This window comes from Terrabacter sp. LjRoot27 (assembly GCF_964254175.1).
In the GTDB taxonomy this organism is placed as follows: domain Bacteria; phylum Actinomycetota; class Actinomycetes; order Actinomycetales; family Dermatophilaceae; genus Terrabacter.
On the sequence record NZ_CAXUSS020000001.1, the window covers coordinates 4,273,311 to 4,298,807 of the forward strand.

24 protein-coding genes are annotated in these 25,497 nt (G+C 73.0%); 7 read left to right on the plus strand and 17 right to left on the minus strand.

Annotated features, from left to right (window positions below):
• Position 1: 1 nt before the first annotated feature.
• Both ACSQ2D_RS19680 and ACSQ2D_RS19685 read right to left on the minus strand, forming a co-directional pair.
• Positions 2–265: a GlsB/YeaQ/YmgE family stress response membrane protein gene (locus ACSQ2D_RS19680; protein WP_435987600.1), complete on the minus strand. Its 264-nt coding sequence runs from the start codon at positions 263–265 to the stop codon at positions 2–4.
• Between the two features lie 28 nt (positions 266–293).
• Positions 294–1,304 carry a YihY/virulence factor BrkB family protein gene (locus ACSQ2D_RS19685; RefSeq protein WP_435987601.1) on the minus strand — a complete coding sequence of 337 codons (1,011 nt, stop codon included), beginning with the start codon at positions 1,302–1,304 and terminating at the stop codon, positions 294–296.
• A 150-nt stretch (positions 1,305–1,454) separates the two neighbouring features.
• Here ACSQ2D_RS19685 and zwf point away from each other — a divergent pair, with 150 nt between their 5' ends.
• Positions 1,455–2,888, plus strand: a complete 1,434-nt coding sequence (zwf, locus tag ACSQ2D_RS19690) for a glucose-6-phosphate dehydrogenase (RefSeq protein WP_435987602.1) — start codon at positions 1,455–1,457, stop codon at positions 2,886–2,888.
• A gap of 63 nt (positions 2,889–2,951) precedes the next feature.
• Here zwf and ACSQ2D_RS19695 read toward each other — a convergent pair whose 3' ends face one another.
• The 3 genes from ACSQ2D_RS19695 to ACSQ2D_RS19705 all read right to left on the minus strand — a co-directional run bounded on the left by ACSQ2D_RS19695 (position 2,952) and on the right by ACSQ2D_RS19705 (position 5,117).
• Positions 2,952–3,449, minus strand: coding sequence for a hypothetical protein (locus ACSQ2D_RS19695; RefSeq protein ID WP_435987603.1), 498 nt, complete (start codon positions 3,447–3,449; stop codon positions 2,952–2,954).
• A 67-nt stretch (positions 3,450–3,516) separates the two neighbouring features.
• Positions 3,517–4,572: a Gfo/Idh/MocA family protein gene (locus tag ACSQ2D_RS19700; protein WP_435987604.1), complete on the minus strand. Its 1,056-nt coding sequence runs from the start codon at positions 4,570–4,572 to the stop codon at positions 3,517–3,519.
• Positions 4,569–5,117, minus strand: coding sequence for a DinB family protein (locus ACSQ2D_RS19705; RefSeq protein WP_435987605.1), 549 nt, complete (start codon positions 5,115–5,117; stop codon positions 4,569–4,571). Before ACSQ2D_RS19705 ends, ACSQ2D_RS19700 begins: the two co-directional genes overlap by 4 nt.
• Before the next feature lie 81 nt (positions 5,118–5,198).
• Between ACSQ2D_RS19705 and ACSQ2D_RS19710 the strand changes: the two genes are divergently transcribed.
• Complete coding sequence (locus ACSQ2D_RS19710; RefSeq protein WP_435987606.1) at positions 5,199–6,305, plus strand: diacylglycerol/lipid kinase family protein; 1,107 nt, start codon at positions 5,199–5,201, stop codon at positions 6,303–6,305.
• Between the two features lie 17 nt (positions 6,306–6,322).
• Here the strand turns inward: ACSQ2D_RS19710 and efeB are convergent, their stop codons facing one another.
• From efeB to efeU, 3 genes are read right to left on the minus strand one after another with little or no spacing between them, the layout of a single operon-like run.
• Entirely contained in the window at positions 6,323–7,681 is a 1,359-nt protein-coding gene (efeB, locus tag ACSQ2D_RS19715) for an iron uptake transporter deferrochelatase/peroxidase subunit (protein WP_435987607.1), read from the minus strand.
• A complete protein-coding gene (efeO, locus tag ACSQ2D_RS19720) occupies positions 7,678–8,859 on the minus strand; it encodes an iron uptake system protein EfeO (RefSeq protein ID WP_435987608.1) in 1,182 nt (393 codons plus the stop codon). The genes efeB and efeO overlap by 4 nt, the downstream gene beginning before the upstream one ends.
• 53 nt (positions 8,860–8,912) lie before the next feature.
• On the minus strand, positions 8,913–9,794 hold the full coding sequence (gene efeU, locus ACSQ2D_RS19725) for an iron uptake transporter permease EfeU (protein WP_435987609.1): 882 nt from the start codon (positions 9,792–9,794) through the stop codon (positions 8,913–8,915).
• A 113-nt stretch (positions 9,795–9,907) separates the two neighbouring features.
• Between efeU and ACSQ2D_RS19730 the strand changes: the two genes are divergently transcribed.
• On the plus strand, positions 9,908–10,597 hold the full coding sequence (locus tag ACSQ2D_RS19730) for a DUF2461 domain-containing protein (RefSeq protein WP_435987610.1): 690 nt from the start codon (positions 9,908–9,910) through the stop codon (positions 10,595–10,597).
• Positions 10,598–10,622: 25 nt separating this feature from the next.
• Here the strand turns inward: ACSQ2D_RS19730 and ACSQ2D_RS19735 are convergent, their stop codons facing one another.
• Positions 10,623–11,486, minus strand: coding sequence for a methyltransferase domain-containing protein (locus tag ACSQ2D_RS19735; protein ID WP_435987611.1), 864 nt, complete (start codon positions 11,484–11,486; stop codon positions 10,623–10,625).
• Positions 11,487–11,566: 80 nt separating this feature from the next.
• On the opposite strand from ACSQ2D_RS19735, the gene ACSQ2D_RS19740 reads away from it, so the two are divergent.
• The gene (locus ACSQ2D_RS19740) at positions 11,567–12,748 is read left to right on the plus strand and encodes a flavin-containing monooxygenase (RefSeq protein WP_435987612.1); all 1,182 of its coding nucleotides are present in this window, start codon (positions 11,567–11,569) and stop codon (positions 12,746–12,748) included.
• Between the two features lie 51 nt (positions 12,749–12,799).
• Here ACSQ2D_RS19740 and ACSQ2D_RS19745 read toward each other — a convergent pair whose 3' ends face one another.
• The 4 genes from ACSQ2D_RS19745 to ACSQ2D_RS19760 all read right to left on the minus strand — a co-directional run bounded on the left by ACSQ2D_RS19745 (position 12,800) and on the right by ACSQ2D_RS19760 (position 18,147).
• The gene (locus tag ACSQ2D_RS19745) at positions 12,800–15,400 is read right to left on the minus strand and encodes a CHAT domain-containing protein (protein WP_435987613.1); all 2,601 of its coding nucleotides are present in this window, start codon (positions 15,398–15,400) and stop codon (positions 12,800–12,802) included.
• Positions 15,401–15,507: 107 nt separating this feature from the next.
• Positions 15,508–16,014 carry a hypothetical protein gene (locus tag ACSQ2D_RS19750; RefSeq protein ID WP_435987614.1) on the minus strand — a complete coding sequence of 169 codons (507 nt, stop codon included), beginning with the start codon at positions 16,012–16,014 and terminating at the stop codon, positions 15,508–15,510.
• A 1-nt stretch (position 16,015) separates the two neighbouring features.
• Positions 16,016–16,597 carry an RNA polymerase sigma factor gene (locus tag ACSQ2D_RS19755; protein WP_056774801.1) on the minus strand — a complete coding sequence of 194 codons (582 nt, stop codon included), beginning with the start codon at positions 16,595–16,597 and terminating at the stop codon, positions 16,016–16,018.
• Positions 16,594–18,147, minus strand: coding sequence for a S8/S53 family peptidase (locus tag ACSQ2D_RS19760; protein WP_435987615.1), 1,554 nt, complete (start codon positions 18,145–18,147; stop codon positions 16,594–16,596). Before ACSQ2D_RS19760 ends, ACSQ2D_RS19755 begins: the two co-directional genes overlap by 4 nt.
• Before the next feature lie 523 nt (positions 18,148–18,670).
• Between ACSQ2D_RS19760 and ACSQ2D_RS19765 the strand changes: the two genes are divergently transcribed.
• Positions 18,671–19,366 carry a peptidoglycan-binding domain-containing protein gene (locus ACSQ2D_RS19765; protein WP_435987616.1) on the plus strand — a complete coding sequence of 232 codons (696 nt, stop codon included), beginning with the start codon at positions 18,671–18,673 and terminating at the stop codon, positions 19,364–19,366.
• Positions 19,367–19,391: 25 nt separating this feature from the next.
• Here the strand turns inward: ACSQ2D_RS19765 and pheA are convergent, their stop codons facing one another.
• Positions 19,392–20,339, minus strand: a complete 948-nt coding sequence (pheA, locus tag ACSQ2D_RS19770) for a prephenate dehydratase (protein WP_435987617.1) — start codon at positions 20,337–20,339, stop codon at positions 19,392–19,394.
• Positions 20,336–20,836 (minus strand): DUF4446 family protein, encoded by a 501-nt coding sequence (locus ACSQ2D_RS19775; protein ID WP_435987618.1) that lies wholly within the window; start codon positions 20,834–20,836, stop codon positions 20,336–20,338. The genes pheA and ACSQ2D_RS19775 overlap by 4 nt, the downstream gene beginning before the upstream one ends.
• A 97-nt stretch (positions 20,837–20,933) precedes the next feature.
• Here ACSQ2D_RS19775 and ACSQ2D_RS19780 point away from each other — a divergent pair, with 97 nt between their 5' ends.
• Both ACSQ2D_RS19780 and ACSQ2D_RS19785 read left to right on the plus strand, forming a co-directional pair.
• Positions 20,934–23,126 carry a hypothetical protein gene (locus tag ACSQ2D_RS19780; protein WP_435987619.1) on the plus strand — a complete coding sequence of 731 codons (2,193 nt, stop codon included), beginning with the start codon at positions 20,934–20,936 and terminating at the stop codon, positions 23,124–23,126.
• An 11-nt stretch (positions 23,127–23,137) separates the two neighbouring features.
• Complete coding sequence (locus ACSQ2D_RS19785) at positions 23,138–23,719, plus strand: orotate phosphoribosyltransferase (protein ID WP_435987620.1); 582 nt, start codon at positions 23,138–23,140, stop codon at positions 23,717–23,719.
• A 141-nt stretch (positions 23,720–23,860) separates the two neighbouring features.
• On the opposite strand, the gene ACSQ2D_RS19790 is transcribed toward ACSQ2D_RS19785, so the two are convergent.
• Complete coding sequence (locus tag ACSQ2D_RS19790) at positions 23,861–24,592, minus strand: glycosyltransferase family 2 protein (RefSeq protein ID WP_435987621.1); 732 nt, start codon at positions 24,590–24,592, stop codon at positions 23,861–23,863.
• A 14-nt stretch (positions 24,593–24,606) separates the two neighbouring features.
• Positions 24,607–25,494, minus strand: coding sequence for a DUF5926 family protein (locus ACSQ2D_RS19795; protein ID WP_435987622.1), 888 nt, complete (start codon positions 25,492–25,494; stop codon positions 24,607–24,609).
• Positions 25,495–25,497: the final 3 nt, after the last annotated feature.

The following is a 25,497-nucleotide window of genomic DNA, read 5'->3' on the forward strand; positions in this document are numbered from 1 at the left end:
GTCAGCGGGTGACGCTGCGGGTGCGGCTCCAGCGCCACACGGCCGTCACGATGACGGCGCCGACGATCGAGCCGATGATGCCGCTCGGGCGCAGCGCGAGGCCGTCGCCCGCGATGAGGCTCGAGACGAGGCCGCCGACGAACGAGCCGACGAGGCCCGCGACGATGGCCATCGTCCAGTCGATGCTCTTGCCCTCGCGGCCCAGGATGAGCTGGGCGGCGGCGCCGACGAGCATGCCGAAGAGGATCATGCCGATGATGAGCATGGCCCGAGCATAGGGGCACGAGCCCCCCTCAGGCCGTGGTGTCGCCCGAATCCTCTGCTTTCTCGGTGTGCGGCTCGGGGTCCCATTCGATGTCCCGCTCAGCGACCCGACGGATGACCGGCTCGATCGACAGGTCGAAGGACGCCTCGAAGTCCGGGTCGAAGGTCGGGTCCTGGTGGCGCAGCCACACCCGGTTGAGGATGGCGCAGCCCACGATGAGCTGTCCGGCGACGAGGAGCCACACGAGCACGGCTCCCGCGACGCCGAGCGAGCCGTAGAGCGCCGACGAGTGCTCGATCCGGGCGGGGAGGTAGACGCGGCTGATGACGTGGAGCGTGGCGAGCCCCACGCCGAAGAGCAGACCGCCGGGCACGAGGTCCACCCAGGAGCGGCGCCGGTCGGGCAGGTGGAGCGTGATGAGCACCCACCCGGCGCCGGAGATCGCGGCCTGGCAGACGAAGGAGAGCAGGATGCCGCCGGGCAGGAGGTGGTCGAGGCTCGTGACGAGAGCAGCCCCGAGGAAGATGCCCAGCCAGGCCGCGCCGAAGACGAGCGTCGCCTTCAGCACCTCGCGTTGCGTGCGTCGCGGCACCCGCGCGTCCCACACGTGCGCGTTGACGATGACGAGATTGCGCATGAGGGTTCGCGTCGTCCAGAGCGAGAGGACGAAGCCGACGAGGACGGCCACCCACCACGAGCGGGTCGACTGCTCGAGGGCCGCCGTGATCTGTTGGCGCATGGTGCTCGTCACCCCCGTGACGGCGACTGCGTCCTCGGCCGCACCGGGGATCGCGCGGCTGAGTCCCGCCACCAGACCGGACACGAGCAGCGCGAGCGGGAGCAGCCACAGGAAGGTCCGGAACGCGACGGCACTGGCGAGCAGCATGCCCTGGCGAGCGACGTAGAGCGCCGCCATCTCCAGCGGCACCTTGGCCGCGGGGATGCGGCGCGACAGGTCCATGTACTTGCGGGCATACCGGGTGGCGGTGTCCTCGCCGCGCAGCCGCAGACGCGCCAGACGCCCCGAAGCGGACTCCACCGCGCCCCTGTCAGCCGGCAGGTCTGCGTCGTGCCCGGCCCCGTGTGCCATGGCTGAGGTTCCCACGGCTGGCGCCTCCGTGGTGGGTCTTCGCGTCTTCGGACCGGACCGCACCTCCCGCTGGCGCCCGATCTGCGCCACGCTGGAGCCATGCCAGCCACCACGGTCGTCCTCTTCGGCGCCACCGGAGACCTCGCCAAGCGCAAGCTGCTCCCGGGCATGCTGCACCTGCACGAGTCCCAGCTCCTCGAGGGCCTGCGCGTCGTCGCGACCTCGCTCGACGAGCTGACCCGCGACGAGTTCCTCGACATCGTCCTCGCGTCCGTGCGCGAGCACAGCAGCCACAACGTGAGTGACGAAGACCTGCGCGAGTTCGCCGAGCGCATCCACTGGGTGCCGGGCAGCGCTGGGCCGCAGGGGATCCGGGCCGCCGTCGACGAGTCGGAGGCGATCCTCGGTGCCGACGCCAGGCGGCTGCACTATCTGTCGGTGCCGCCCAAGGCCGCGCTCGCGGTCGTGCACCAGCTGGCCGAGGCCGGTCTCGTCGAGCGCAGCCGGATCATCATGGAGAAGCCCTTCGGCACCGACCTCGAGAGCGCCCGCAAGCTCAACGCCGAGCTCCACGAGGTCTTCGACGAGGAGCAGATCTTCCGCATCGACCACTTCCTCGGCAAGGAGGCGGCCCAGAACATCCTCGCCTTCCGCTTCGCCAACGGACTCTTCGAGCCGATCTGGCACCGCAACCACATCGACCACATCCAGATCGACGTCCCGGAGACGCTCGGCCTCGCGCAGCGCGCGGACTTCTACGAGAGCACCGGCGCCTACCGCGACATGGTCGTCACGCACCTCTTCCAGGTGCTCGCGTTCACCGCGATGGAGCCGCCCACCGCGCTCGAGCCGCACGCCATCAGCGAGGAGAAGAACAAGGTCTTCCGGTCGATGTCGCCGATCGAGCCGCACGACGTCGTGCGCGGGCAGTACGTCGGCTACCGCGACGAGCCGGGCGTCAGGCACGACAGCCAGACCGAGACGTTCGTGGCCCTCAAGTGCTTCGTCGACAACTGGCGCTGGGCCGGCGTGCCGTTCTACCTGCGCACCGGCAAGCGGCTCGCCGAGGGCGCACGCATCATCTCCATCGCCTTCAAGGAGCCGCCGCGCTCGATGTTCCCGGCGGGCTCGGGCGTCGGCGACAACGGGCCCGACCACCTGACCTTCGACCTCGCCGACCGGTCACGCATGTCGCTGTCCTTCTACGGCAAGCGTCCCGGGCCGGGCATGAAGCTCGACAAGCTCTCGATGCAGTTCTCCATGGGCGAGACCGACTGGGCCGGCGCGGTGCTCGAGGCCTACGAGCGGCTCATCTACGACGCCGCCCGCGGCGACCGCACGCTCTTCACGTCGGCCGACGGCATCGAGCGCCTCTGGGAGATCAGCCAGCCGCTCCTCGACAACCCGCCGATCGTGCGCCCCTACGACCCGGGCACGTGGGGCCCCAACCAGATCCACCAGCTCGTCGCACCCTTCACGTGGCGCCTGCCCTTCGAGCGACGCTGGCGCGACCCCAACACGACGGGCGCCTGAGCCGGGGCTCCGGGACACGCGAGCGCGACACCCGATGGCGTATGCCGTCGGGCCGGTCCGGACCTAGCGGGCGTCCTTCTTGGCCTGTCGGCGCGCGCCCTGCGACTGCGAGGACGCGTCACGCTTGAGGCCGCCCGTCGTCTTCGTCGCACGCCGCCTGCCCGACGGCACCGACGCGGCGCCGCTCGACGAGGCCGCCGAGCCGGGACCGGTGCCGGCCTTGACCTCACGGGCCGCAGCGAGGCGCTCGGCCTTGAGGTCGGCGGCCGCGGCGCGGGCGACGACGCCGAGCCGCGCACTGACCCGTGCCAGCGCCAGCTCGAAGACCTCGGCCCGGTCGGCGTTCAGGCGGTTGGCGGGTCGGGCCGCGCCGCGGGCTCCCTTGGCCGCGACCCGTGCGCTCGCCTGGCGCCGGTAGAGGCCGACGTGCTTGGTGCGGGCCCGGCGCACTCGCTGGTGCAGCTCGATGAGCTCGTCCTCGGACAGCTCGGCGAGGCGGGCGGGCTCGGTCTCGCGGACGAGGTCGGCCTGGGCTGCCGTGAGCGATGTCGTCGTCGTCATGACACTCGATCCTCGTCGGGCCGACCTCGACGGGCATCACCTGTTGGGGGTGATGCCCGCCCCCACCTCACTCGCCGGGGTAGACGACCCCGACCTGACGGCGTACGGCATCCATCGTCTCCATGACGCGCAGCGTCGTGGCGTGCGGCAGGAGAGGCGACTCGGTCTCGCCGGCGACGAGGCAGCGGGCGAACTCAGCCGCCTCGTAGGAGAAGCCACGCACGTCCTCGGTCAGGCCGCCAGGGCGCTCGTCGATCAGCTCGTTGTCGGGCCCCACGAGCCGGATCGTCGAGCCCGGACCGTAGAAGGCGCCGGACAGCTCGAGGCGTGCCTGGGTGCCGGCGACGACGGCCGAGACCGGCGTGACGGCGGCCATCGTGCACGAGAGCACGCCGTGCGCTCCCCCGGCACCGGTGACGGTGATCGTCGTCGTCGCGTCGACGCCGAGGTCGGTCAGCGTGCCGGTGGCCGCGACGGCCGTCGGCGCGCCGAGCACGAGGTCGGCGAACGACACGGGGTAGACGCCGAGGTCGAGCAGGGCACCGCCGGCGAGCTCGGGCTGCGACAGGCGAGCCGGCCCACCCGGGTAGAGGCGCTGGCCGTGGTCGGCGAAGACGGTGACGATCTCGCCGATGAGTCCGGTCTCGACGACGTGCCGCACGACGTCGTAGTGCGGCAGGAAGCGGCTCCACATGGCCTCGACGACGAGCAGGTCCTGCTCGGCGGCGGCGTCGAGCACCTCGCGGGCCTCGGCCGCGCTGCGGGTGAAGGCCTTCTCGACGAGCACCGGCTTGCCGGCCCGGATGGCGAGCAGCGCGTGGTCGCGGTGCTCGGAGTGCGGCGACGCCACGTAGATCGCGTCGACCTCCGGGTCGGCGACGAGCTCCTCGTAGGAGCCGTAGGCCCGCGGGACCGAGAACTCGTCGGCGAAGTCCTGCGCCCGCTCGCGGCTGCGCGAGCCGACGGCGACGACCGACGACGACGTCCCGACCGCCACGGCGTCGGCGAAGGCGTGCGCGATGCCGCCGGGGGCGAGGACGCCCCACCGGATGGCGGGCGCGTCGTGCGGGTCGGGCGTGCGCGGCTCGGGCAGCTGGAGGGGCACGTCGATGGGCAGGGTCATGCGTTCACATCCCAGAGGTGGTGGCGTATGTCGTGGGTGAAGTAGAGCGCGAGGGTGCGGGCCGTGAACTCCGAGCCGTTGCTCCGCAGGGCCGGCCACTCCCACTGCGTACCCGCCGGGAGGGCGTATGCCGTCGCCGCGGCCTCGAACGCCGCCGTGACCTCGTGTGCCACGACGTCGGGGTCGGAGCGCCAGTACTGCTGCTCGACGGCGGTCTCGTCCTGGTCCCAGTTGGCGAAGCGGACGACCTCGCCGCCTCGCGCGAGGATCTGCTCGAGCCGACCCCGCATGACGTCGCAGACGTCGCGGACGTGGCAGGCGTACTCGAGCGTCGACCAGACGCCCTCGGCCGGACGGGTGCGCGCGTCCTCGCGACCCAGCGCCGCGGCATACCGCTGCCCGGCGTCACGGAGCAGGTCCGGCACGTCGGCGGGCTCGACGGCCGCGGCGTCGAAGCCGCAGTCGGGGCACGGACGCGTCAGGACCCACGTCCAGTCCGCGTCGTCGGGTGTCGACGGCCCGGGGTCGGTGGGGGGCTCGCTCATGGCGCCCAGCCTAGGGCCGTGGCGCCCGCCGGTGAGCGGCAGTTCGGGGACTGCACCGTGCGGGGGATACCGTATGTCTTCGTGCTCAAGGACTACCTGCCGTGGATCGTCGCCGGCCTCGTCGTGCTGGCGCTCGTCATCGGAGGTCTCGTCCTGACCCGCGTCGCGCCCGAGGCGACCGCGACCCTGCGCCGACGCCCGCGCCCGCCGCGCGACCACTTCCGCAGCGGCGACGAGGCCCCGGCTCCGCTCAAGCGGGCCGCGATCGTCATCAACCCGACGAAGTTCACCGACCTTCCCGCCGTGCGCGAGCGGATCACGACCACCTGCCTCGCCAACGGCTGGGGCGAGCCGCTCTACTACGAGACGACCGTCGAGGACCCCGGTCAGGGACAGGCCGCGCAGGCCGTCCGCGACGGGGCCGACATCGTGTGCACGCTCGGCGGCGACGGCACCGTGCGCAACGTCGCGACCGCCCTCGTCGGCACCGAGACGGCGCTCGGCATCCTCCCGGCCGGCACCGGCAACCTGCTCGCGCGCAACCTCGACCTGCCCGTCGCGCTCGAGGCCGCCGTGGCCGTCGCGCTGACGGGTCGCAACCGGCGCATCGACGTCGGCGAGCTCGTCCTGGGGGCGACGTCCTCGGGCGACGACGCGGACGCGGACGAGCCGGCCGGACCCGAGATGCTCTACTTCCTCGTCATGAGCGGCGTCGGCATGGACGCGCAGATCATGGCCGGCACCAACGAGAACCTCAAGGCCAAGGTCGGTTGGCCCGCCTACATGGTCTCGGGCCTCAAGCACCTGATCTCGCCCGAGTTCCGCATCGCCGTCAAGGTCGACGACGAGCTCGAGTTCCGCCGCCGCGCAAGGATGGTCGTCATCGGCAACTGCGGGCGCCTGCTCGGCGGTCTCGTGCTCATGCCGAACGCCCGTGTCGACGACGGGCAGCTCGACGCCGTCATCGCGTCACCGCGTGGTGTCGTCGGCTGGGTGCCGGTGGCGACGCGCGTCGCGACCCGCCAGCGCAAGGGTCACCCGACCCTGGACCACAAGGCGTGCAAGGAGATCCGCGTGCGCACCGACCGGCCCGTGCCGGTCCAGATCGACGGCGACGTCATCGGTGAGGCCACCGAGGTGAGCGCGACCGTGCGCCCCGGCTGCCTGACGGTCCGCGTCAGCCAGTAGCGCTCCGAGGGGCCGCGTCAGGCGAACAGCGCCTGGCCCCAGTGCTCCCCGTCCTTGACGCCGGGCGGGCAGGCGAAGACGGCCGAGCCGTTGTGCTCGATGTACTCGTTGAGCACGTCGGCCTTGGCGAGCGCCCGCTGCATCGGCACGAACTGCTTGCCCGGGTCGCGCATGTAGGCGAGGAAGAAGAGACCCGCGTCGAGGTGACCGACGCCGTCGGAGCCATCGGTGAAGTTGTAGCCACGCCGCAGGATGCGGACGCCGCCGAGCTGGCTCTCGTGGGCGAGGCGCACGTGGGCGTTGACGGGGATCGCGGGCTGGCCGTCCGGCCCCTTCTTCGCGAAGTCGAGCGTGTCGAACTCCTTGGCCTGACCGAGCGGAGCCCCCTCCTTCTTGTCCCGGCCGATGATGTCCTCCTGCTCCTGCAGGCTCGTCCGGTCCCAGACCTCGATGTGCATCCGGATGCGGCGCGCGACGAGGTAGGAGCCGCCGGACATCCACGCGCCACCGCCGGTCTCGTCGTCGGGCGCGACCCACACGTGCTGCGCGAGGCCCTCGGGCTCCTCGGCCTTGACGTTGTTGGTCCCGTCCTTGAAGCCGAACATGTTGCGCGGTGTGGCCTGCGCGGTCGACGTCGACGACGTGCGGCCGAAGCCGAGCTGCGACCAGCGCACGGCCACGACCCCGAAGCCGAGCCGCACGAGGTTGCGCACGGCGTGGACCGCGACCTGCGGATCGTTGGCGCACGCCTGGATGCAGAGGTCGCCGCCGGTGCGGCGCGGGTCGAGCTGGTCGCCGGTGAAGGCCGGGAGGTCCTGCAGCGCGGCCGGGCGCTTCGACGCGAGGCCGAACCGGTCGTCGAAGAGGGACGGGCCGTAGCCGATCGTGATCGTGAGCCCGGACGCCGGGAGGCCGTATGCCTCGCCGGTGTCCTCGGGTGCCCGGTTCGGACCGCCACCGACGAGGCCGCCGGGAGCCGCCTCGGCGCCGGCGGTCATCCGCTCGGCCGCGCGGGTCCAGTCCTCGAGGAGCTGGCGCAGCTGGGCGGGGTCCTTCGTCACGACGTCGAGCGCGACGAAGTGGAGGCGGTCCTGAGCCGGCGTGACGATGCCGGCCTGGTGCTCACCGCGGAACGGGATGGCCGCGTCGAGCGCGAGCGCAGGCGCTGCGGTGGACGTCGGGGCACCTGCCGCGGCGGCAGCGTCACCGCGTGACACGGCATACACCGTCCCGGCGCCGGCGACCACGCCGGCGACCGCGGCCGTCCCGGAGACGCCGAGGAGCCGGCGGCGGCTCACGCCACCATCGGCCTCGGCCCCGGGGACCGTCGCGTCGGCGCGCTCGGGGACGCCGGCCTCCTCGGGGAAGGGGCTCACGTGGCCTCCACGACCCCGGGGACCTTCGACACCTGCTCGGAGAGCGCGTCGAGCGAGACGGTCAGCTCCTTGATGTCGGCGTCGGTCAGGGCGGTGTAGCTCTTGTAGTCGGCGCCCGTCTTGTGCTTCGCGAGCAGGCTCGAGAGCTCGGTGAAGTCGGCGTCGAGTGCCTTCTGCAGGGCGGGGTCGCGCTCGGCGATGACGGGGCGCAGCACGGCGAGGGCCTGGCGCGAGCCCTCGAGGTTGCCGTCGAAGTCCCAGAGGTCGGTGTGCGAGTAGCGCTCCTCCTCGCCCGTGATCTTGCCGGTCGCGACCTCGTCGAGCAGGGCCTTGGCACCGTTGGCGATCGACAGGGCGGTGGGCTCGACGGTCTTGCTCCTGGCGGCGATCTCGGTGACGTCGGCGAGCAGCTGGTCGGCGATGGCGCCCGAGTCCTTCTGGAGGCCGTCCTTCCAGAGGTCCTTCTCGAGACGGTGGTAGCCGGTGAACGCCATGCCGTCGGCGATGACGTCCTCGCGTCCGTCGATCTTCGGGTCGAGGTCGCCGAAGCTCTCGGCGACCGGCTCGATGGCCTCCCACGGGTGGCGGGCCTGGGCGTAGAGCGACTTGGCCTTCGCGACGTCGCCCGCCTTGACGGCGGCGACGAATCCCTTGGTGCCGGTGACGAACTCGTCGGCCTCGGAGGCGACGAACGCCTTGTAGTCGGTGATCGCCTTGGCGACCTTGGCGTCGGCGCTGCCCTTGACGGCGGTGCCGGTCACGGTGAACGCGCCGCGGATGCCGTCGCCGACCATCCCGGGCTTGCACGAGGTCGTGAACGTCCCGGGCTCGGTGATCTCGACCTTGAGCTCGCGGCTCAGGCCGGGCGTGATGTTCTCGACCTCGGAGACGATGCGGTCGCCCTCGGCGTAGAGGTAGAACTCGTTGACCTTGCTCCCCGAGTTCGTGACCTGGAAGGTCACCGTGCCGGCCTTGGCGGTCGTGGCGCTCAGCGTGCACGCCGTGTCGGTGGCGCTGACGGTGATCGGTCCCCCGGCTCCCCCGGCCGCCGTGGAGCCCGCCGTCGCGGCCGGCTTGTCGGTGCAGCCGGTCAGGGCGAGGGCTGCGGCGAGCGACAGCGCGACGGGCACGGCGGTGCGCACGGCGCGGGCGGCAGGGCGCAGGGCAGGGCGGGGCATGGTGGTTCTCCTGGAGGGCTTCGGGGTGAGTGCGGAGGGGCCGGACGGGACGTTCAGGCGGCGACGGTGGGACGCGCGTCGCTCGTCGGGGTCACGGCAGGGGCCTGCTGCGTCGGGCGGGCCGGGGAGGCGGGGCGGGCAGGGCGCAGGAACAGGGTGAGGACGATGCCGACGTAGAGCACCCAGGCGATGGCTTGGAGCACGGTCGTCGCGGGGGTGAAGTTGAAGATGCCCTTGAGCAGGGTGGCGTACCAGCTGCCCGGGTCGACGGTGGCGCTGACGTCGAAGGCGAGGGTCGTCAGGCCGGGCAGGAAGCCGGCCTCCTGGAGGTCGTGGATGCCGTATGCGAGGATGCCGCCCGCGACGAGGACGAGCAGGATGCCGGTGTAGCGGAAGAACTTCGCGAGGTTGATCGTGACCGCGCCCCGGTAGAGGAGCCAGCCGAGCACGACGGCGCCGCCGAGACCGATGACCCAGCCGATGAGGGGCTGGTTGTTGCCCTGGCCGGCGGCCTCGGTCGTGGCGTAGAAGAAGATCGCCGTCTCGAGGCCCTCGCGCCCGACGCCGAGGAAGGCGACGAGGGCGATCGCGAACGGGCCCATGTCGAGCGCCCGGTCGAGCTTGCCCTTGAGCTCGCCCGAGATGGTGCGTGAGGCGGACTTCATCCAGAAGACCATGAAGGTCACGAAGACGACCGCGATGATCGAGGCGCTGCCGCCGATGAGCTCCTGGGCCTCGAAGGTCAGCTGCTTCGTGCCGTAGGTGAGCAGGGCGCCGAGGGCGACCGACAGGGCGACGGCGACGCCGACCCCGGTCCACACGTGGCGCAGGGCCCAGCGGCGATCGGTCTTGACGAGGAAGGCCACGAGGATGACGACCACGAGGGCAGCCTCGAGTCCTTCTCGTAGTCCGATGAGCGCGTTGCTCGCGAGCACGGGTGCCTCCTCTCAGGTTGTTCTCAGCAATTACGCCACGGCGACGTGACGGAATTCAGGAAAGCACAGGTAAGCCTTGCCTAACAACCCGGTCCCGGTGTCAGAGTCGCCACATGAGCACGCCTGAGCGCCCCGACGACCTCTCCCCGTCCGCCTTCGACGGCTTCCCGCCAGGCGCCCTGTCCTTCTACGCCGAGCTCGAGGACGTGAACTCCCGGGACTGGTGGCTCGCGCACAAGGACGTCTACGAGCGGGACGTGCGCGAGCCGATGCTCGCGCTGCTCGACGGTCTCGAGGACGAGTTCGGCCCGGCCAAGCTTTTCCGTCCCAACCGCGACGTCCGCTTCAGCGCCGACAAGTCGCCGTACAAGACCCACCAGGGCGCGCTCGTCGGCTCCGGCACGGTCCTCGGCTACTACGTCCAGGTCAGCGCCGACGGCCTGCGGGCGGGTGGCGGCTTCCGGGCCGTGAGCCCGGCGCAGACCGCGCGCTTCAGGTCGGCCGTCGACGCGCCCTCGAGCGGTCTCGAGCTGGAGACCGTCCTCGGGGCGTTGCGCAGCGCGGGCTTCGAGCTGATGGGCGACCAGGTCAAGACGACCCCGCGGGGGTATGCCGCCGACCACCCACGCATCGCGACGCTGCGCCACAAGGAGCTGATGGTCTCCCGCGACTTCGGCGCCCCCGCGTGGCTGTCGACGAGGCGGACGCTGGTCGAGGTGAGGGACACGTGGCGGGCCGTGCGGCCGCTGACCGCCTGGCTGGAGGAGCACGTCGGCGCCGAGGAGCCCGCGTCCCGGCGGTGAGCGCCCGACGATGAGCGCCCGGCCGTCAGTCTGGCTTGCGGCCGATGACCCCGAACATCGTCACGGAGAAGAACGCCGTGCCGGCACGGGCGGCGGCCATCACGTCGCTGAGGAGCCGGTCGGCCTCCTCGCGGGTCAGGGCCCCCTCCTGCACGGCGGCGTCGGCGTTGCGGTGGACCACGCCGCTGCCGAGCAGGGCACGCGGTGGCATGACGAGCGCGGCCGAGCCGATGTCGTGGTCGACGAGCAGACCGGCGGCCCGGAGCTGGTTGGGCAGGTGTCGCGCCGCGAAGGGGTTGGGCATGCGTCGCCAGTTGGCCTCGGTGTAGCGCCGCACGAGGTCGGGGTCGCCGGGGTGGCTGATGACGGTGCCCCAGTCGCTGTCGAGGACGGCGACGCGTCCCCCGGGCGAGAGCACCCGGGCGAGCTCGTGGGCGGCGCCCAGTGGGTCGGCGAGGTGCTGGAAGACGCGCTCGCAGCGCAGCACGTGCACGGCCCCGTCGGCGAAGGGCAGGTCCCCGGCGTCACCGTCGATGAACGTCGCGGCGGACCCGAGCAGGGCCGCTCGTCGTGACGCCTCCTCGCGCAGGCCGGGGTTGGGCTCGACGCCGACCGCGCGTCCGTTGGGGGCGACCGCTTCGGCGAGACGACGCAGCTCCGTGCCGAGACCCGCGCCGACGTCGACGACGGACTCCCCCGGCCGGGGCGCGAGGGCTTCGAACGCCCAGGCCCGCAGCCGCCGGACGGCCGGCTGCTGCTCCTGTGCGTCGAGGAGGGCGACGAGGGTGGCGACGCGAGCCGCGCCGCCCTCACCGATCCGCTCCCGGGTGAACATGTTCGGGGCCGCTCCCTGCTCCTCGGGAGGAGTCGGGCCCGACTGAGGGGTCACGGCTCCAGCATGCTGCCCACCGCTCGGGTCGGTGCGGGGTTTGCCGAGAACTGTCGAGGGTGGGCGGCTACGTTGGCCCGGTGACCCAGCGCAGCGTCCCGGTCGACGCGTACATCATCGGTGCCGGCCCCGGCGGACTGGCGACGGCCGCCGCCCTCAAGGCCCGCGGCCTGCACGGCGTCGTCCTCGAGCGGAGCACCGGTGTCGGCACGTCGTGGCGCAGCCACTACGACCGGCTGCACCTGCACACCCCGCGCGAGCTCTCCGGCCTCCCGGGCTTCCCGATCCCCAAGGAGATGGGCCGCTGGGTCGCGCGCGACGACGTCGTGCGCTACCTCGAGCTGTATGCCGCCCACCACCGTCTCGACGTGCGCCTCGGCACCGAGGTGCGCCGGGTCGACCGCTCCGCCGACGGTGAGTCGTGGACCCTGACGCTCGCCGACGGGACGACGCTCACGGCCCCGTACGCCGTCGTGGCCACGGGCTTCAACCACACGCCGCGCGAGCCGGACGTGCCCGGCCTGCAGGGCTGTTCGGGCGAGGTCGTGCTGGCTCGGGACTATCGCAACGGGTCGGCGTACGCCGGCAAGGACGTCCTCGTCGTCGGCACGGGCAACACCGGCACCGAGCTGGCCGTCGACCTCGTCGAGCACGGTGCCGCGCGCGTACGCCTGGCCGTGCGCACCGTGCCGCACATCCTGCGCCGCAACACCGGGCCGTATGCCGCGCAGTACACCGGCATCGCCGTGCGGCGGCTGCCCACGGCCTTCGTCGACAAGGTGGCGCCGATCGTCGGACGCCTGCAGACCCCCGACCTGTCGGCGCAGGGCCTCCCTCGACCCGACACCGGCCTGCTGACCCGGGTCGAGCGCGACAACGCGATCCCCGTGCAGGACGTCGGGATCATCGACGCGATCCGGTCCGGAGCCGTCGAGCCGGTGGCCGCGCTGCGCGAGTTCGACGGCGACGGCGTCGTGCTTGCCGACGGCTCACGCCTGACGCCTGACGTCGTCGTGCTCGCGACCGGCTACAGCCAGGGGCTCGAGCCCCTCATCGGGCATCTCGGGGTGCTCGACGAGAAGGGACGCCCGGTCGAGCGGGGCGGCCGGACCGCGCGCGGCGCGAAGGGCCTGTGGTTCACCGGCTACACGAACCCGATCTCCGGCATGCTCCGCGAGCTGTCGATCGACGCGCGCAAGATCGCCCTCGCCATGGCGCTACGCAAGCGCCGCGAGATCAAGGCCCGCCGCAAGGCCGCCTGACCCGCCACACACCCGACCGAACGCTGCGTTCGGTTCGGGATGGGGGCGTGCTCAGGGACGGTGCTGGCCGCCGAGGTTGAGGAAGGCGGCGGCGACGTCGTCGGTCTCGGCGACCGCGCGGGCCAGGGCCTCGTCGCTCGGGAGGCCCGAGGCGAGCAGCTCGTGGTGACGCGTCATCGTCGTGGCGGCGACGTCGTCGGGCACGGGTGACACGGCCGCGACGACCGACCGCGCGCCGAGCGAGAGCAGCGACAGGGCAAGGCCCAGGGACTCGTGGCCGGGTCGGGGCGAGGTGAGCCCGACCTCGCACGCCGACAGCACGACGTGGTCGGCCCGCACACCGGTGGGCTGCAGCTCGTGGGCGAAGACGGGACCGTCGTGGAGCACGAGCGAGGAGAAGAGCGGCGACTCCACCTGGTGGGTGCCGTGCGCGGCGACGTGGACGACACCCGGGCGGGCGAGCGCCCCGACGAGCTCGGCCCGTCGCGACGGCTCGGCGAGGTGGGCGACCTCGCCCCACGTGCCGACGATCGTGCGACCCTCACCCGATGCGCGCGGCACCGACGGGCCGACGCTGACGTGGACCGGGGCCGGGCGGGTGGCCTCGTCACGGGAGGACGCCCGGCGGGTGAACGACGTCAGGGACAGGGCCACCGTGAACGGACGACCGGTCATCGACGGCAGGAGGGCCCACGGGAGGGCCGACAGCTCGGGGCACGTGACGACGACGAGCCCGCGGTCGGTGCGCCACGGCCGCAGCAGTCCCTCGTCGAGCTCGGTGGCGCTCGCACGCAGCGACGACCAGACGGCGCCGGACAGCGGGCCGAGGTGGTGCGTGGCCGCGGCCCGCAGGTCGACGCGGATGCGTTGCGCGAGCTCTGCGGCACGGTCGGCCGGCATGAGGTCACGCATCGTCGCGCGACCGCCGACGACCCCGACCCCACCGATGCGGCCGCGGTGACGGAAGAACCACACGAGGTCGCGGTCGACCCGGGTCAGGTGCTCACGGGCCTCGCGGACCCGCACGGGCACGGCACGCGAGGCTCCGCCGCTGCGGCTCAGGGCCCAGTCCCGGTCGCGGATCTGCCGCTCGAGGCGCGAGGCGTGGTCGTGCAGCTCGCGCGCCTGCTCCGGATCAGCCTCCCCACGCAGGTGACCTCGGACTGCGCGCAGCTGCTCGGTGAGCTGGGCGAGCTGCTCGTCGTCGGGCCGCCCCAGCGAGGGCAGCCGGTCGGTGGCACTGCGCCACCGCTCGAGGGCCTCGAGCACCGCGCCGCTCCCCCGAGGCACGGCGAGCTCGAGGTCGAGCTCGGACAGCCGGGCGCCGTGGACGGCGCGGGCGGTACGCAGGTCGAGGCTGGCGCTGCCCTCCTGACCGGCCGCGAGGCGACGGGAGGCCCGCGCGAGGATGCGTCGGGCCGGCGTCAGGTCGCCCGTCGCGACGAGCGTCATGGCAGTGACGACGGCGGCGTCGAGCTCGTCGGAGAGGGAGCCCGTGGAGACCCGCTCGAGGCTGAGCAGCCTCGTGTTGGCGCCCGCCGGGTCCCCTGCGAGCAGGAGTGCCTGCGCCGCGACGACGCGTGCGCTGTCGGCGAGCTCGGAGTCGCCCAGCTCGGTCGCCGTCTCGGTCAGCTCGTCCGCGGTCAGGGCTGCCGCGAGCGCCACCGTGGCGTCCCCGACGCCGACGACCTGCCGCACCAGCTCGGTGTCCGGGCCCACAGCGTCGCGCCGCCCGTCGTCGCCGTGCTCGGTGCCCTCGCGTCGGCCCTCGCGCTCGCGGCCACGCCGCGTGCGCCGCTGCCGGTCGAGCTCGACGAGCAGCCCGACGAGCATCGCCTTGGCCGCCCACGCGGTCGCCCCGATGCGGGCGTACGTCTCCCGGGCCGACGTCGCGGCCGACGCCGCGAGGTCGAGGTGGCCGAGCAGCCGGTGGGCGCGCGCGAGGGCGAGCTCGAACTCGGCCCGCATCTGGTCGTGGCCGTCGCCCTCGAGGGCCTCGAGGCCACCGTGCAGCGCCTCGACGGCCTCCTTGACGAGCCCCGCCTCGAGCAGCACCTGGGCGCGGTCGAGGCGCGCCGGTCCCTTGAAGACGTCGGACTCGAGCTCCTCGGCGAGCGCCATGCCGGCGAGCGAGCGCGGGATGTCACCGAGGAGGTAGGCGGCATACCCCTCGTTGTGACGGGCCATGAACTCCTGGGCCGCCCCGCCGAGGTCGTGCGCGAGGCGAGCCGCCTCGGCGAAGGACTCGAGCGCCTCCTGCGGCCGCAGCAGCTCGAACGCGAGCATGCCGCGGCTCAGGTGCACCGAGCACTGCTCGCGCTCGGTGAAGGCGTCGAGGCTGCGCACCGCCCCCTCGAGACCGTCCCACGCCGAGGCGAGGTCACCGACGCGGCCGTGGATGTTGGCGCGCTGGTAGTCGAGGCGGGCCCGCAGCGCGTCGTCGCCGAGCTCGTCGACGAGCGCCTCGGCCTCCGCGAGCCGGGCCAGGGCGGCCTCCACCCCGGACAGCATGAACTCCGTCAGGGCGAGCGTGATGAGCGTCTTGCAACGCAGGTCGAGCCGGTCCCGCGAAGGGGCCGAGCCCGCGACGCGGTCGATCTCGTCGAGGGCCGCCGTCAGCGAGCGCGCCGCGTCGACCGGCCTGCCGGCCATGTTGTCCGCGGCACCCTGCTCGCGCAGCGTGCGTGCACTCTCGAGCAGATCGATGGCTCCCGCCCGGCCTCTCGCTCAGGGGCCGGTCACCACGTCAAGCCGGATCGTCAGATCTGGATCGTCGGGGTGATGACCGGTCGCATGTCCTCGTTGCCCGGGTCGGTGACGACGAAGTGCACCGGCCCATGGGGTAGATCATCCAGAACGAAGCGCCCGTTCGCATCCGAAATGACCGTCGAGCTGCCCTCGGTCGTCACGGCCTCGATCTGGGCGCCCGGCGTCGTGACCCACCCGTCGACGCGCACGCGGTCGTCGGCGTCGTCGATGTCGTCGGAGTCCGCGGGTCCGGAGGAGACCATGAGGCTCACCGAGGCGGCCGTGAAGGTCACCGAGTCGGTCGGTGTCGGCTCGACCTTGGCGTCGGCGCCCCGCGTCGTCAGCAGGGCCGAGTCCATCAGCTCGGCGACCTCCGCGTGCAGCGCGTGGACGGTGATCGCGAACTTGACCCGCTCGGCGAGGTCGCTCGGGACGGGGTCGGCGTGTGCGAAGAGGTCACGCACGTGGCCCAGGTTGGCGATGTCGCGGGCATCGATGGCGTCAGTGTGAGATGTCATGTCAGACCGCCCATCCGGGGTCGGTGCCGAGGGTCGTCCTCAGCTTCTGGAGGCAGCGGCCACGGGTCGGGCCGATGCTGCCGACGGGCATCCCGAGCGACTCCGCGATGGCGGCGTAGTCGGGGCGGTCGGCGAACGCGATGACCCGGAGCAGCTCCTGGCACCGCGGGGAGAGGGTCGAGACGTGCTTCCACAGCACGCGCTGGCGCTCCGAGAGGATGGTCTGCGCCTCGGGGTCGAGCTGCTGCGCCGGGGCCTCCGGCACCTCCTCGACACCGAACTCGCGCCTGGCCCCGCGGGCCAGCCGCCACACCTCGCGCTTGACGACGACGACGAGCCAGCCGAGCACCGCAGCCGGCTCGTTGATCGAGTCGGCCCGGTCGACGAGCTGGAGGAACGCCGTCTGGATGGCGTCCTCGCACGTCGCCGGCGCACCGCCCTGGGACCGGGCGGCGTTCCACAGCACGGGGGTCACGAGGTCGACGAGCTCGGAGAGCCGCTCGCGCTCGCCCGCGCGGTAGGCGGCGAACGCCTTGCCCGCGAGGGTCCCGAGGCCGTCGGGGGCGGTGGGGGTCGGCGTCATGATCGCGCCCTTCCGATGCAGGTGCGCAGCGCACGGATGGCGCGCTTGCGCATGACGGGGGACGAGACGTCGGCCAGGCCGCCCTCGTCGATGAGGGCCGCCGCGAGCTCTGCCGCGAAGACCGGGGTGGAGAAGGACGTGCCGCTCCAGACACCGAAGCCACCGGTGTAGTCGTCGGGGTCGACGGTGCAGCGCACCGTGCCGTCAGCCGAGACCTCCGACGACGGCTGGCCCATGCCGTTGGTGAGCGGCAGGGTGCTGACGACGGAGACACCGGACCGCACGGCGCTGACGACGGTGAGGTTGTTGGAGAAGAGCGCGACGGTCACCCCGTCGGGGTTGCTCGCGCCGACGCTCGCGAGCGGTGGGACCGACTTCGCGGTGACGCGCTGCGGTGGCGCCGCCGCGAGCGCCGCGGGCACGAACGGCGCGTCCGTGCCGTCGTTGCCGACACCGGCGACGACGAGGACGCCGTGCTCGGCGAACCGGTCGAGCAGGTCGGCGACGGGGCCGGAGGTGTAGCTGCGGTCCTCGGCGTAGTAGCCGAGGGAGAGCGAGAGGACGTCGACGACCTCGGACGCGTCGTCGTGCTCCTGCCCGTGGACGTGCCGGTCGAGCAGGGCCTGGAGGACGTCGAGCATGACGCTCTCGTCGACGACGCCGTCGTCGCCCATGACGGGGATCGAGAGGATCGTCGCCTCCGGGCAGCCCTGGCGCACGAGGCCGGCGATGAACGTCGCGTGCCCCTGGAGCAGGCCGACGGGCTCGGTCGGGGCGGGCACGGAGATCGGTGGGTCGACCGGCTTCGGCGTCTTCACCGGCACGAGCCGGCCGTCCTTGAGCTCGAGCCGCACGACGCCCTCGCCGTCCTTGAACCACGGGTGCGCCGCGACCGCCGTGTCGGGCACGACGACGACGGGGTTGCGGTCGACCGGGCGGGCCCGTAGCCGCGGGTCGGGCAGGGCCAGGGCCACCGGCATACGACCGCCTCGTCCGGGCACGGAGTACTCCTGCAGCGCGGAACCGCCGACGCCGCCCCAGTAACCGCCCACGCCACCCCAGTAGCCGCCCACGCCGCCCCAGTAGCCACCGACGCCACCCCAGTAGCCGTCGGCCGGACGCAGGACGTGCTCGAGGCTCAGCTGCTCGGCGATCGGCTCTCCGGCCTCGCGGAGGCGCTGGAGCACGCTCCACGCGTCGACGGGGTCGATCGAGCGGGTCGGCCGGAGCGTGATGCTCGTGCCCCAGCCGGGCTGGTCGAGGTCACGCGGGCCGCCGTCGGGTCGCGGTGTCACCCGGAAGTCGAGCTCGAGCTTGCCCAGCGCCGTGCGCAGGTCCTCGAGCCCTCGCGGCCGGCCCCCACCCGGCGCCGTGCGCACGAGGAGGCGGTCGGAGAGGTAGAGGGCGGGAAGCGGCGGGCGACCGTCGGTCAGGCGCATCGCCGTGGCCGGGTCGAGGGCGCGGACGGGCGGACGTTCGGGGCGGCGGGAGCCACCGGTCGCGTTCTCGCCGGTCGCTCCCTGTGGGGCGTCGGGACCCGACTCTGACATCGACTACCTCCTGCTGGACCATCGAGGGGCGGATGGTGTTGGAAAGACCCTTACACCCGACTGAGTGTCCGTACTCGTTTTCCTGATACATCGGGCCTCTCGAACTTTTTCGTCCGGAGACGTATCAAGCCCGGACGAGTCGACTCTGGGTGGTCAGGGGGAACGGTCACCGGGCTGCTACGGGGCGCTGCGGAGGGGCAGCAGGCCCGGTGACCTGCACAGGGGTTCGGGACTTCCAGGGGGCGGTCCCGTCCGTGGGGCGCCGGGCCTGGCAGCACCGGCGCCCCCTCCCCTGCCCGGACGCCGGAGGAGCACCCGACGGACCCGCGACGGGCACGACCACGTATGCCGTCGCCGCGCGTCGCGCTCGCGCGCTCCCTCCCGGCGGCGCATACTTCTCGAACGTGTGCGGACGTCAGGGACTGCACGACGTGAGCTCAGGGGAGTCAAGGTGCAGGGCATGGCAGGCGTTCGGAACGGTGACGGTCGACGGGGCGGGTTCGCCTCTACTGCAACGATGGTCGTGATCGGCCTCACCTTGACCGCCTGCAGCGGCACGACCCCGCAGACGACGTCCGCCGTCGAGTCACCCACGGTGACGGCCACGGCGACGGGGACCGTCGAGCCCGGCTCCACCGAGCCCGTCCCGACCGTGACGGCCGACCCGCTCACGCCGACGAAGCCCACCCCGAGCGCGTCGGCCACGCCGAGCGCGACGACGCCGGCTCCGACGCCGACCGACCCGGGGAGCGTGGCGGGGGCGTGCGAGCGGACGCTGCCGGCATACCCCGTCCTCGAGCCCGGCGCGAAGGTTCCTGCGGTGCGGGCACTCCAGTGCTTCCTCAACGACGCCGACTACGGCCCGATCGCGGTCGACGGCGTCTACGGCGCCCAGACCCGCGCGGCCGTGACGAAGGTCGAGTCCACGTTCGAGGGGCCGGCGCCCAAGCCGGGCCGCATCGACGCCGGCATGTGGGTGCTGCTCATCTCGCGCTCGCTCGGTGACGGCACGCTCAAGGTCGGCTCGAAGGGCGCCGACGTCGTGACGCTCCAGCGAGCCCTGCGGGCCGCGGGCGGCACCCTCACCGTCGACGGCGACTTCGGTGCCGCGACGAAGAAGGTCGTCAAGCGCTTCCAGCAGGCCAACCGCATCGGGGACGACGGCGTCGTCGGCGACGAGACGCTCTTCCTGCTCAAGATGGGCGCGACGATCGGCTGAGCCCGCCGACGACGCGCGCGCCGGCTCAGGCGCGCAGGTCCTCGAGCCAGGTCCTCGCGCGGTCGAAGTCGTCGTCGGACGTGCCCGGCCGCGCGTCGGGGCGGCCGCCGTCGGCGCGCGGGTAGGACCCGAGGAAGCGCACCTCGGCGCACACCCGCCGCAGGCCCATGAGGGTCTCGCCGACGCGCGCGTCGAGGACGTGGCCCTCGAAGTCGATGGAGAAGCAGTAGGACCCCATGGCCTCGCCCGTGGGCCGCGACTCGAGGCGGGTCATGTTGACGCCTCGGACGGCGAACTGCTCGAGCAGCTCGAGCAGGCCGCCCGCGTGGTCGTCGCGCTGGAAGAGCACGACGGTCGTCTTGTCGGCGCCGGTGGGCTCGGGCAGCGTGCCCGGGCGCGCGACGAGGACGAAGCGCGTCACGGCCGATGCGTTGTCGCCGATGTCCTCGGCGAGGACCTCGAGCCCCTCGTTGCGGGCCGCGACGGGCGCGCAGACGCCGGCGTCGAACATGACGTCGCCCGGCTGCCCCAGCGCCGCGGCGCTCGCGGCCGTCGACAGGGTGGGGACGTACTCGGCCTCGGGCAGGTGCCGGCCCATCCAACCGCGCACCTGGGCCCATGCGTGCGAGTGGGTGCCGACGGTGCGGACCTCGGTGAGCGGCACCCCCGGTCGGGCACACAGGACGAAGGTGATCGGGACGAGCACCTCGCCGATGACGACGAGCGGCTCGCCCGTCGCGAGGGAGTCGAGGGTCGCGGAGACGCCGCCCTCGACGGAGTTCTCGATCGGCACCATCGCGGCGTCGATGTCGCCCGCCCGCAGCGCCGAGAGCGCGGCGTCGACCGAGCCGAACGGCAGGTGGTCACGGCCCTCGGCGGCGTCCCAGGCGTCGAGCGCCATCTGGGTGAACGTGCCGCGCGGCCCGAGGTAGCCGAAGCGGTGCAGCTGGTCTGGGGTGCGGGGCGGCGTCACGACGCGTCCTTCGTCCGGTCGGGCAGGCGGGTCGCCGAGGCCAGCGCCTGCTGCTCCTCGGGGGTCAGGGTGATGCTCGACTTCCCGCCGACGATGCCCTTGGCGTAGGTGCGGGACTCTCCGCGGGCGTGGATCGAGCTGATGACGATGCCGTCACCGAGGTCGTCGACGATCGCCGCCGAGAACGACAGCCGCCCGCCCATGTCACCGAAGGCGTCGTAGCGCACGACGGCGACGTTGCGCAGGCTCTGGCGCACGTCGTCCTCGGCGCTCGCCACGTGCTCGCGCAGGCGGGTCAGCTCGGCCGTGAGCCGGTCGATGCGGTGGTTCTGGGTGGCGGCCACGCGCGCGATGTCGGTCTGGCCGTCGTCACCGAGGGCGGCGAAGTCGCGACGGACCCGGGACAGCTTCAGCTGGGCGGCGACGGCGAGCGCGAGGGCGAGCAGCGCGACGGCGACGGCCGCGATGGCCAGGGTCGTCAGCGTCGGGGCGTCCACGATCGGCAAGGGTAGCCGCGCCGGTCGTCCGGGGCCCTCCGATTCCAGCCCGTGACCTCGCCCTCCGTGGACAGTCTCGGTTTGTAGTCTGTCACCCGTGATCCGCCGCCACCCCGTCAAGACGCTCGTCGTCCTGCTCCTGGTGATGGTGGCTGCGCTCACGCTCGCGTACGTCAAGCGCACCACCGTCCCCGTGCCGCCCACGACGCAGCCCGAGCCGGGTGAGTCGCTCGTCGTCGTGGGGCTCGGCGGTCTCTCGTGGGACGACGTCTCCGCCGAGGACACCCCCATCCTCTGGGGCCTGCTCCGTGACGGATCCGCCGCGTCGGTGTCGGTCAAGAGCCTGCGGCTGACGACGTGCCCGACCGACGGCTGGGCCACGGTCTCGGCCGGCGAGGCCGCCGGCCCGGACACGACGGAGTCCCGCCCGCAGTGCACGCCGCTGCCGCCCGTCGCGGGCGATGCCACGGCCGGCTACCGCGTCATCGGTTTCGACGCCCTCGCGGCGGCGTCGCGGGAGGCGGAGTTCCGGGCGCAGCTCGGCCTGCTCGGCGACAGCTTCGCCGCGGCCAAGACGTGCATCCAGGCCGTCGGGCCGGGTGCCGGACTCGCCGCCGCGACGTCCGACGGCAAGGTCGCGAAGTACTCCCCCTTCCAGGCGACGACCCTCGTGTCCGACCTGGCGCAGTGCCCAGTCAGCATCGTCGACGTCGGCGGCATCAGCTCGACCGACCCCAACCCGACGCGGCACCTCGAGAAGATCAACGGCATCGAGCGCCGCATCGAGCTCGTCATGGACGCCATGCCCAACGGGGCCGACCTCGTCGTCGCCGGGCTCGCCGACCGTGACCAGCAGGAGCGCCTGCGGCTGCTCACGGCGAGCGGCCCGCACTACGCGCCGGGCCTGCTCGCGTCCGCCTCGACGCGCATGGTCGGGATCGCGCAGCTCTCCGACATCACGGCCACGATCCTCCAACGCGGCGGTGTCGAGCCGCAGGCCGCCATCGGCGGCCGGGCGCTCAGCGTCGTGCCGTCGGCCAACAACAGCGAGTCGACGGCCGCGGCCAAGCTGACGGTGCTCACCGACATCGACACCAAGGCCGACGCGATGCACGACGTCGTCGCGCCGTTCCTGCTCATCTGGCTCGTCGGCACGGCCCTGGCGATGCTCGTGCTGTGGCTCGTCATGCGCCGGGCCCGCCCGTGGAACCGCCGCTTCACGCGAGCCCGCGTGCTGCGTCTCGTGCGCCTCGTCGGGCTCGTGTCGGCCGCGATGCCCGCGGCGACCTTCCTCGCCAACCTCGTCCCGTGGTGGAGGTGGTCGACGAACACCGTCGTGCTCGTGGCGCTGCTCCTCGTCCTCGTCCTCGCGATCAGCTCGGTGCTGACCCTCGCGTGCCTCCAGGGCCCGTGGAGCAGCTCGGCCCTCGGGCCGCTGGCGGCGATGTCGGCCATCACGGCCGGCGTCATCGGCATCGACCTGCTCACGGGGTCACACCTGCAGATCTCGTCGATCTTCGGGCTGCAGCCGCTCGTCGGAGGCCGCTTCTACGGCATGGGCAACGTCGCCTTCGCGTTGTATGCCGCCGCAGTCCTCCTCCTGTGCGCCGCCCTCGCGCACGCCCTCGTGAGGCGGGACGCACCGCGGCTCGCCGTCTTCGCGGTCGTCGTCGTCGGGGGCGTCGCGCTGGCCGTCGACGTGCTCCCCGCCTGGGGTGCCGACTTCGGCGGACCGATCGCGCTCGTGCCCGCCCTCGGCTTCCTCCTCATGGGCGTCATGGGCTGGCGGACGTCGGTGCGCAACGTGTCGATCGTCCTGGCCGTCGCGGGCCTCGTCGTCGGGCTCGTCTGCTACCTCGACTGGCGCCGGCCGGAGTCCGATCGCTCGCACCCCGGGCGCTTCCTCCAGACCGTCATCGACGGCGGCGCCTGGGACGTCATGTCGCGCAAGCTGTGGGCCAACGTCACCCTGGCGGTGCACCTGCCGGTGCTGCTGGTCATCGTCGTCGCGCTCATGGTCGTCGTCGTCATGATCGTGCTGCGCCCGGGCATCCTCGGCACCGAGCCGCTGCGCCGCCTCCTCGAGGAGGCCCCGCTCATGCGACGCGGCCTGCTCTCGGTCATCATCATGGCCGTCATCGGCTTCCTCACCAACGACTCGGGCGCGGCGATCCCGCCGGTCGCCGCGATCTTCACGGTGCCGCTCGTCGTGTCGGCGGTCATGCACTTCCTGTCCATCGAGGCGCGCAACGCCCCAGTGCGCCGGCGCCGCGACCGCCACCACATCTGAGGAGCGACCCCATGGACCAGCAGCCCGACGTGCACGCCGAGCTGGACGAGCCGGCCGCGCTGGCCCAGCTGGCCCACGACATCGACCGGGTCTGCCGCCTCGAGGGCGAGTTCGTCGTCCGGTCCGGTGCCGTCGTGTCGGAGTACTTCGACAAGTACCTCTTCGAGTCCGACCCGCTGCTGCTGCGTCGGGTGGCCGCGGCCATGGTGCCGCTCGTGCCGGCCGACACCGACCTGCTGGGCGGGCTCGAGCTCGGTGGCGTGCCGATCGCGACGATGATGAGCAGCCTGACCGGCCTGCCGGCGCTCTTCGTCCGCAAGGCGCCCAAGGCGTACGGCACGCGCCGGCTCGCCGAGGGCGCCGACGTGGACGGTCGACGGATCACCCTCGTCGAGGACATCGTCACGACGGGTGGCGCGGCCCGTGACGCGACCGTCGTGCTCCGCGAGCACGGCGCCACCGTCGGGGTCGTCGTCTGCACCATCGACCGCAGCGAGCCGGGGGCCAACCGGCTGCACGAGCTCGGGCTCGAGACCCGGTCGGTGCTCACCCGGGCCGACCTCGACGCGGCCCGGGCGGCCGCGCGCCGCTGAGCCGCGACGACGGCCTTCCGCCCGGCCGACTGCTCCCCGACGGGGTGACAGACGCGGTATGCCGTGTCGCTCGTGACGTCTCGGAGCAGTCGGTCGTGGGGCGGGCCCCCAGACGGCAGTCCGGCGGCCGGCGGGGTGCGGTCAGCCGGGGCCGAGGCGGCGACGCAGCCGGCGGACGCCGAGCGCGAGCGCGACGTCGCGGTACTGCCCGGCTCGGTGCACCTGCGCTCGCCAGTCGGTGCCGGTGACCCGGTGCTGCAGGTCGCAGGGCACCTCGAGGATGGTGAGGCCGGCGTCGAGCACGTCGACGGTCATGCCGACCTCGACGCCCCATCCGCGGGCGAAGGGCGTGGCCGCGGCGATGGCGGCCGGCGAGAGGCAGCGCATGCCCGACAGCGGCTGCTTCGGCGACCACCCGGTGAGCTCCTCGATCCCGCGTCGGGCCAGGCCGACGACGAGCCCGTGTCCGCCGGCGCTGCCCTTCTGCTCCGGCAGGGTCGCGATCGTGAGGTCGGCCTCGCCGCGCGCGACGGGTCCGACGAGGGCGCCGACGGCCTGGGCCGACGCCTCGAGGTCGGCGTCGACGAAGAGGACCGAGGTGCTGGCGTCGAGGCGCCCGACGCGGCGCAGGCCGGAGACACGACCGAGCCCGCTCATCATCGCGTCGGCCTTGCCGTGGTTGCGGACGTGGCGCACGACCTCGGCGCCCTCGCGGGCGGCGATGACGGCGGTCCCGTCGGTCGAGCCGTCGTCGACGACGACGACCGCCGAGACGCCCGGGATGGTGCGGACGCCGCGGATCGTCTCGGCGATCCGCGCCGACTCGTCCTTGGCCGGGATGACGACGGCGACGGACAGCGGAGGGGTCGTCATCGTCACCCGTCCTCTCAGCGCAGGGTGACCTGGCGGTTGGTGAGGCCGGCCTTGGCGCCGCGCTCGGCCGCGGTGAGCGGCTCCGTCGAGGCGGCCGCGGCGTCGATCTTCGTCTTCATCGCCGCGACGGCGTCCTCGAATTCGGCAGCGGCGGAGCCGGGGTCGACCTCCCACACCGGGATGAGCAGACCGCTCGAGCGGAAGCAGCCGAGCAGGCGGCCGTCCTCGCCGAGGTGGCTCTCGCCGGCGGCGTGGAGGCGCGCGAGGGCACCGGTCGCGGTGTCCTCGTCGAAGGGCAGCACCCAGCGGACGTACGTGCGCTCACCGATGCGGCACCAGAAGGCGGAGGGCGCGGCGTCGAGCTTGACGGTCGGGATGGCCGACTCGTTGGCGCGCTCGAGCGACTCCTTGCCGTCGGCGTCGAGGTCGGCGTCGGCGACCCAGAAGTCGAAGCCCTCGTGCAGCTGCATCTCGAAGGCACCGTCGGTGTCGAGGATGTCCTGCAGGCGCGGCGTGTCGGCCATCGACACGGGCAGCGTCGTCACGGGCGAACCGGCCTCGGCGACGGATGCGAGCGCGATCGCCTGGGCGATGTCGCGGCTCGTGTCGCCGCTCGCGTTGCCGGACTGGATGCCGACGAGCACCTCACCGCTCTCGCGGTGGAGGCCCGGCCAGGCCAGGGGCAGCACGGTCGCGATCGTCACCTCGTCGGGGGCACCCTCAGGGGCCTTGCCCTTCGCGAAGCGCACCGTGGCGGTCGCGGCCGGGACGATCTCGCGCATCGCGACCCAGTCGGTCTCGTTGGGCAGGCCCTCGAAGGGGCGGGCCACGAACGGGGCCGGAAGCGGACGTGCGGAACGGTCTGCGCGCTCGCTGCGCGGTCGACGTGATGCCTTACCCATGCG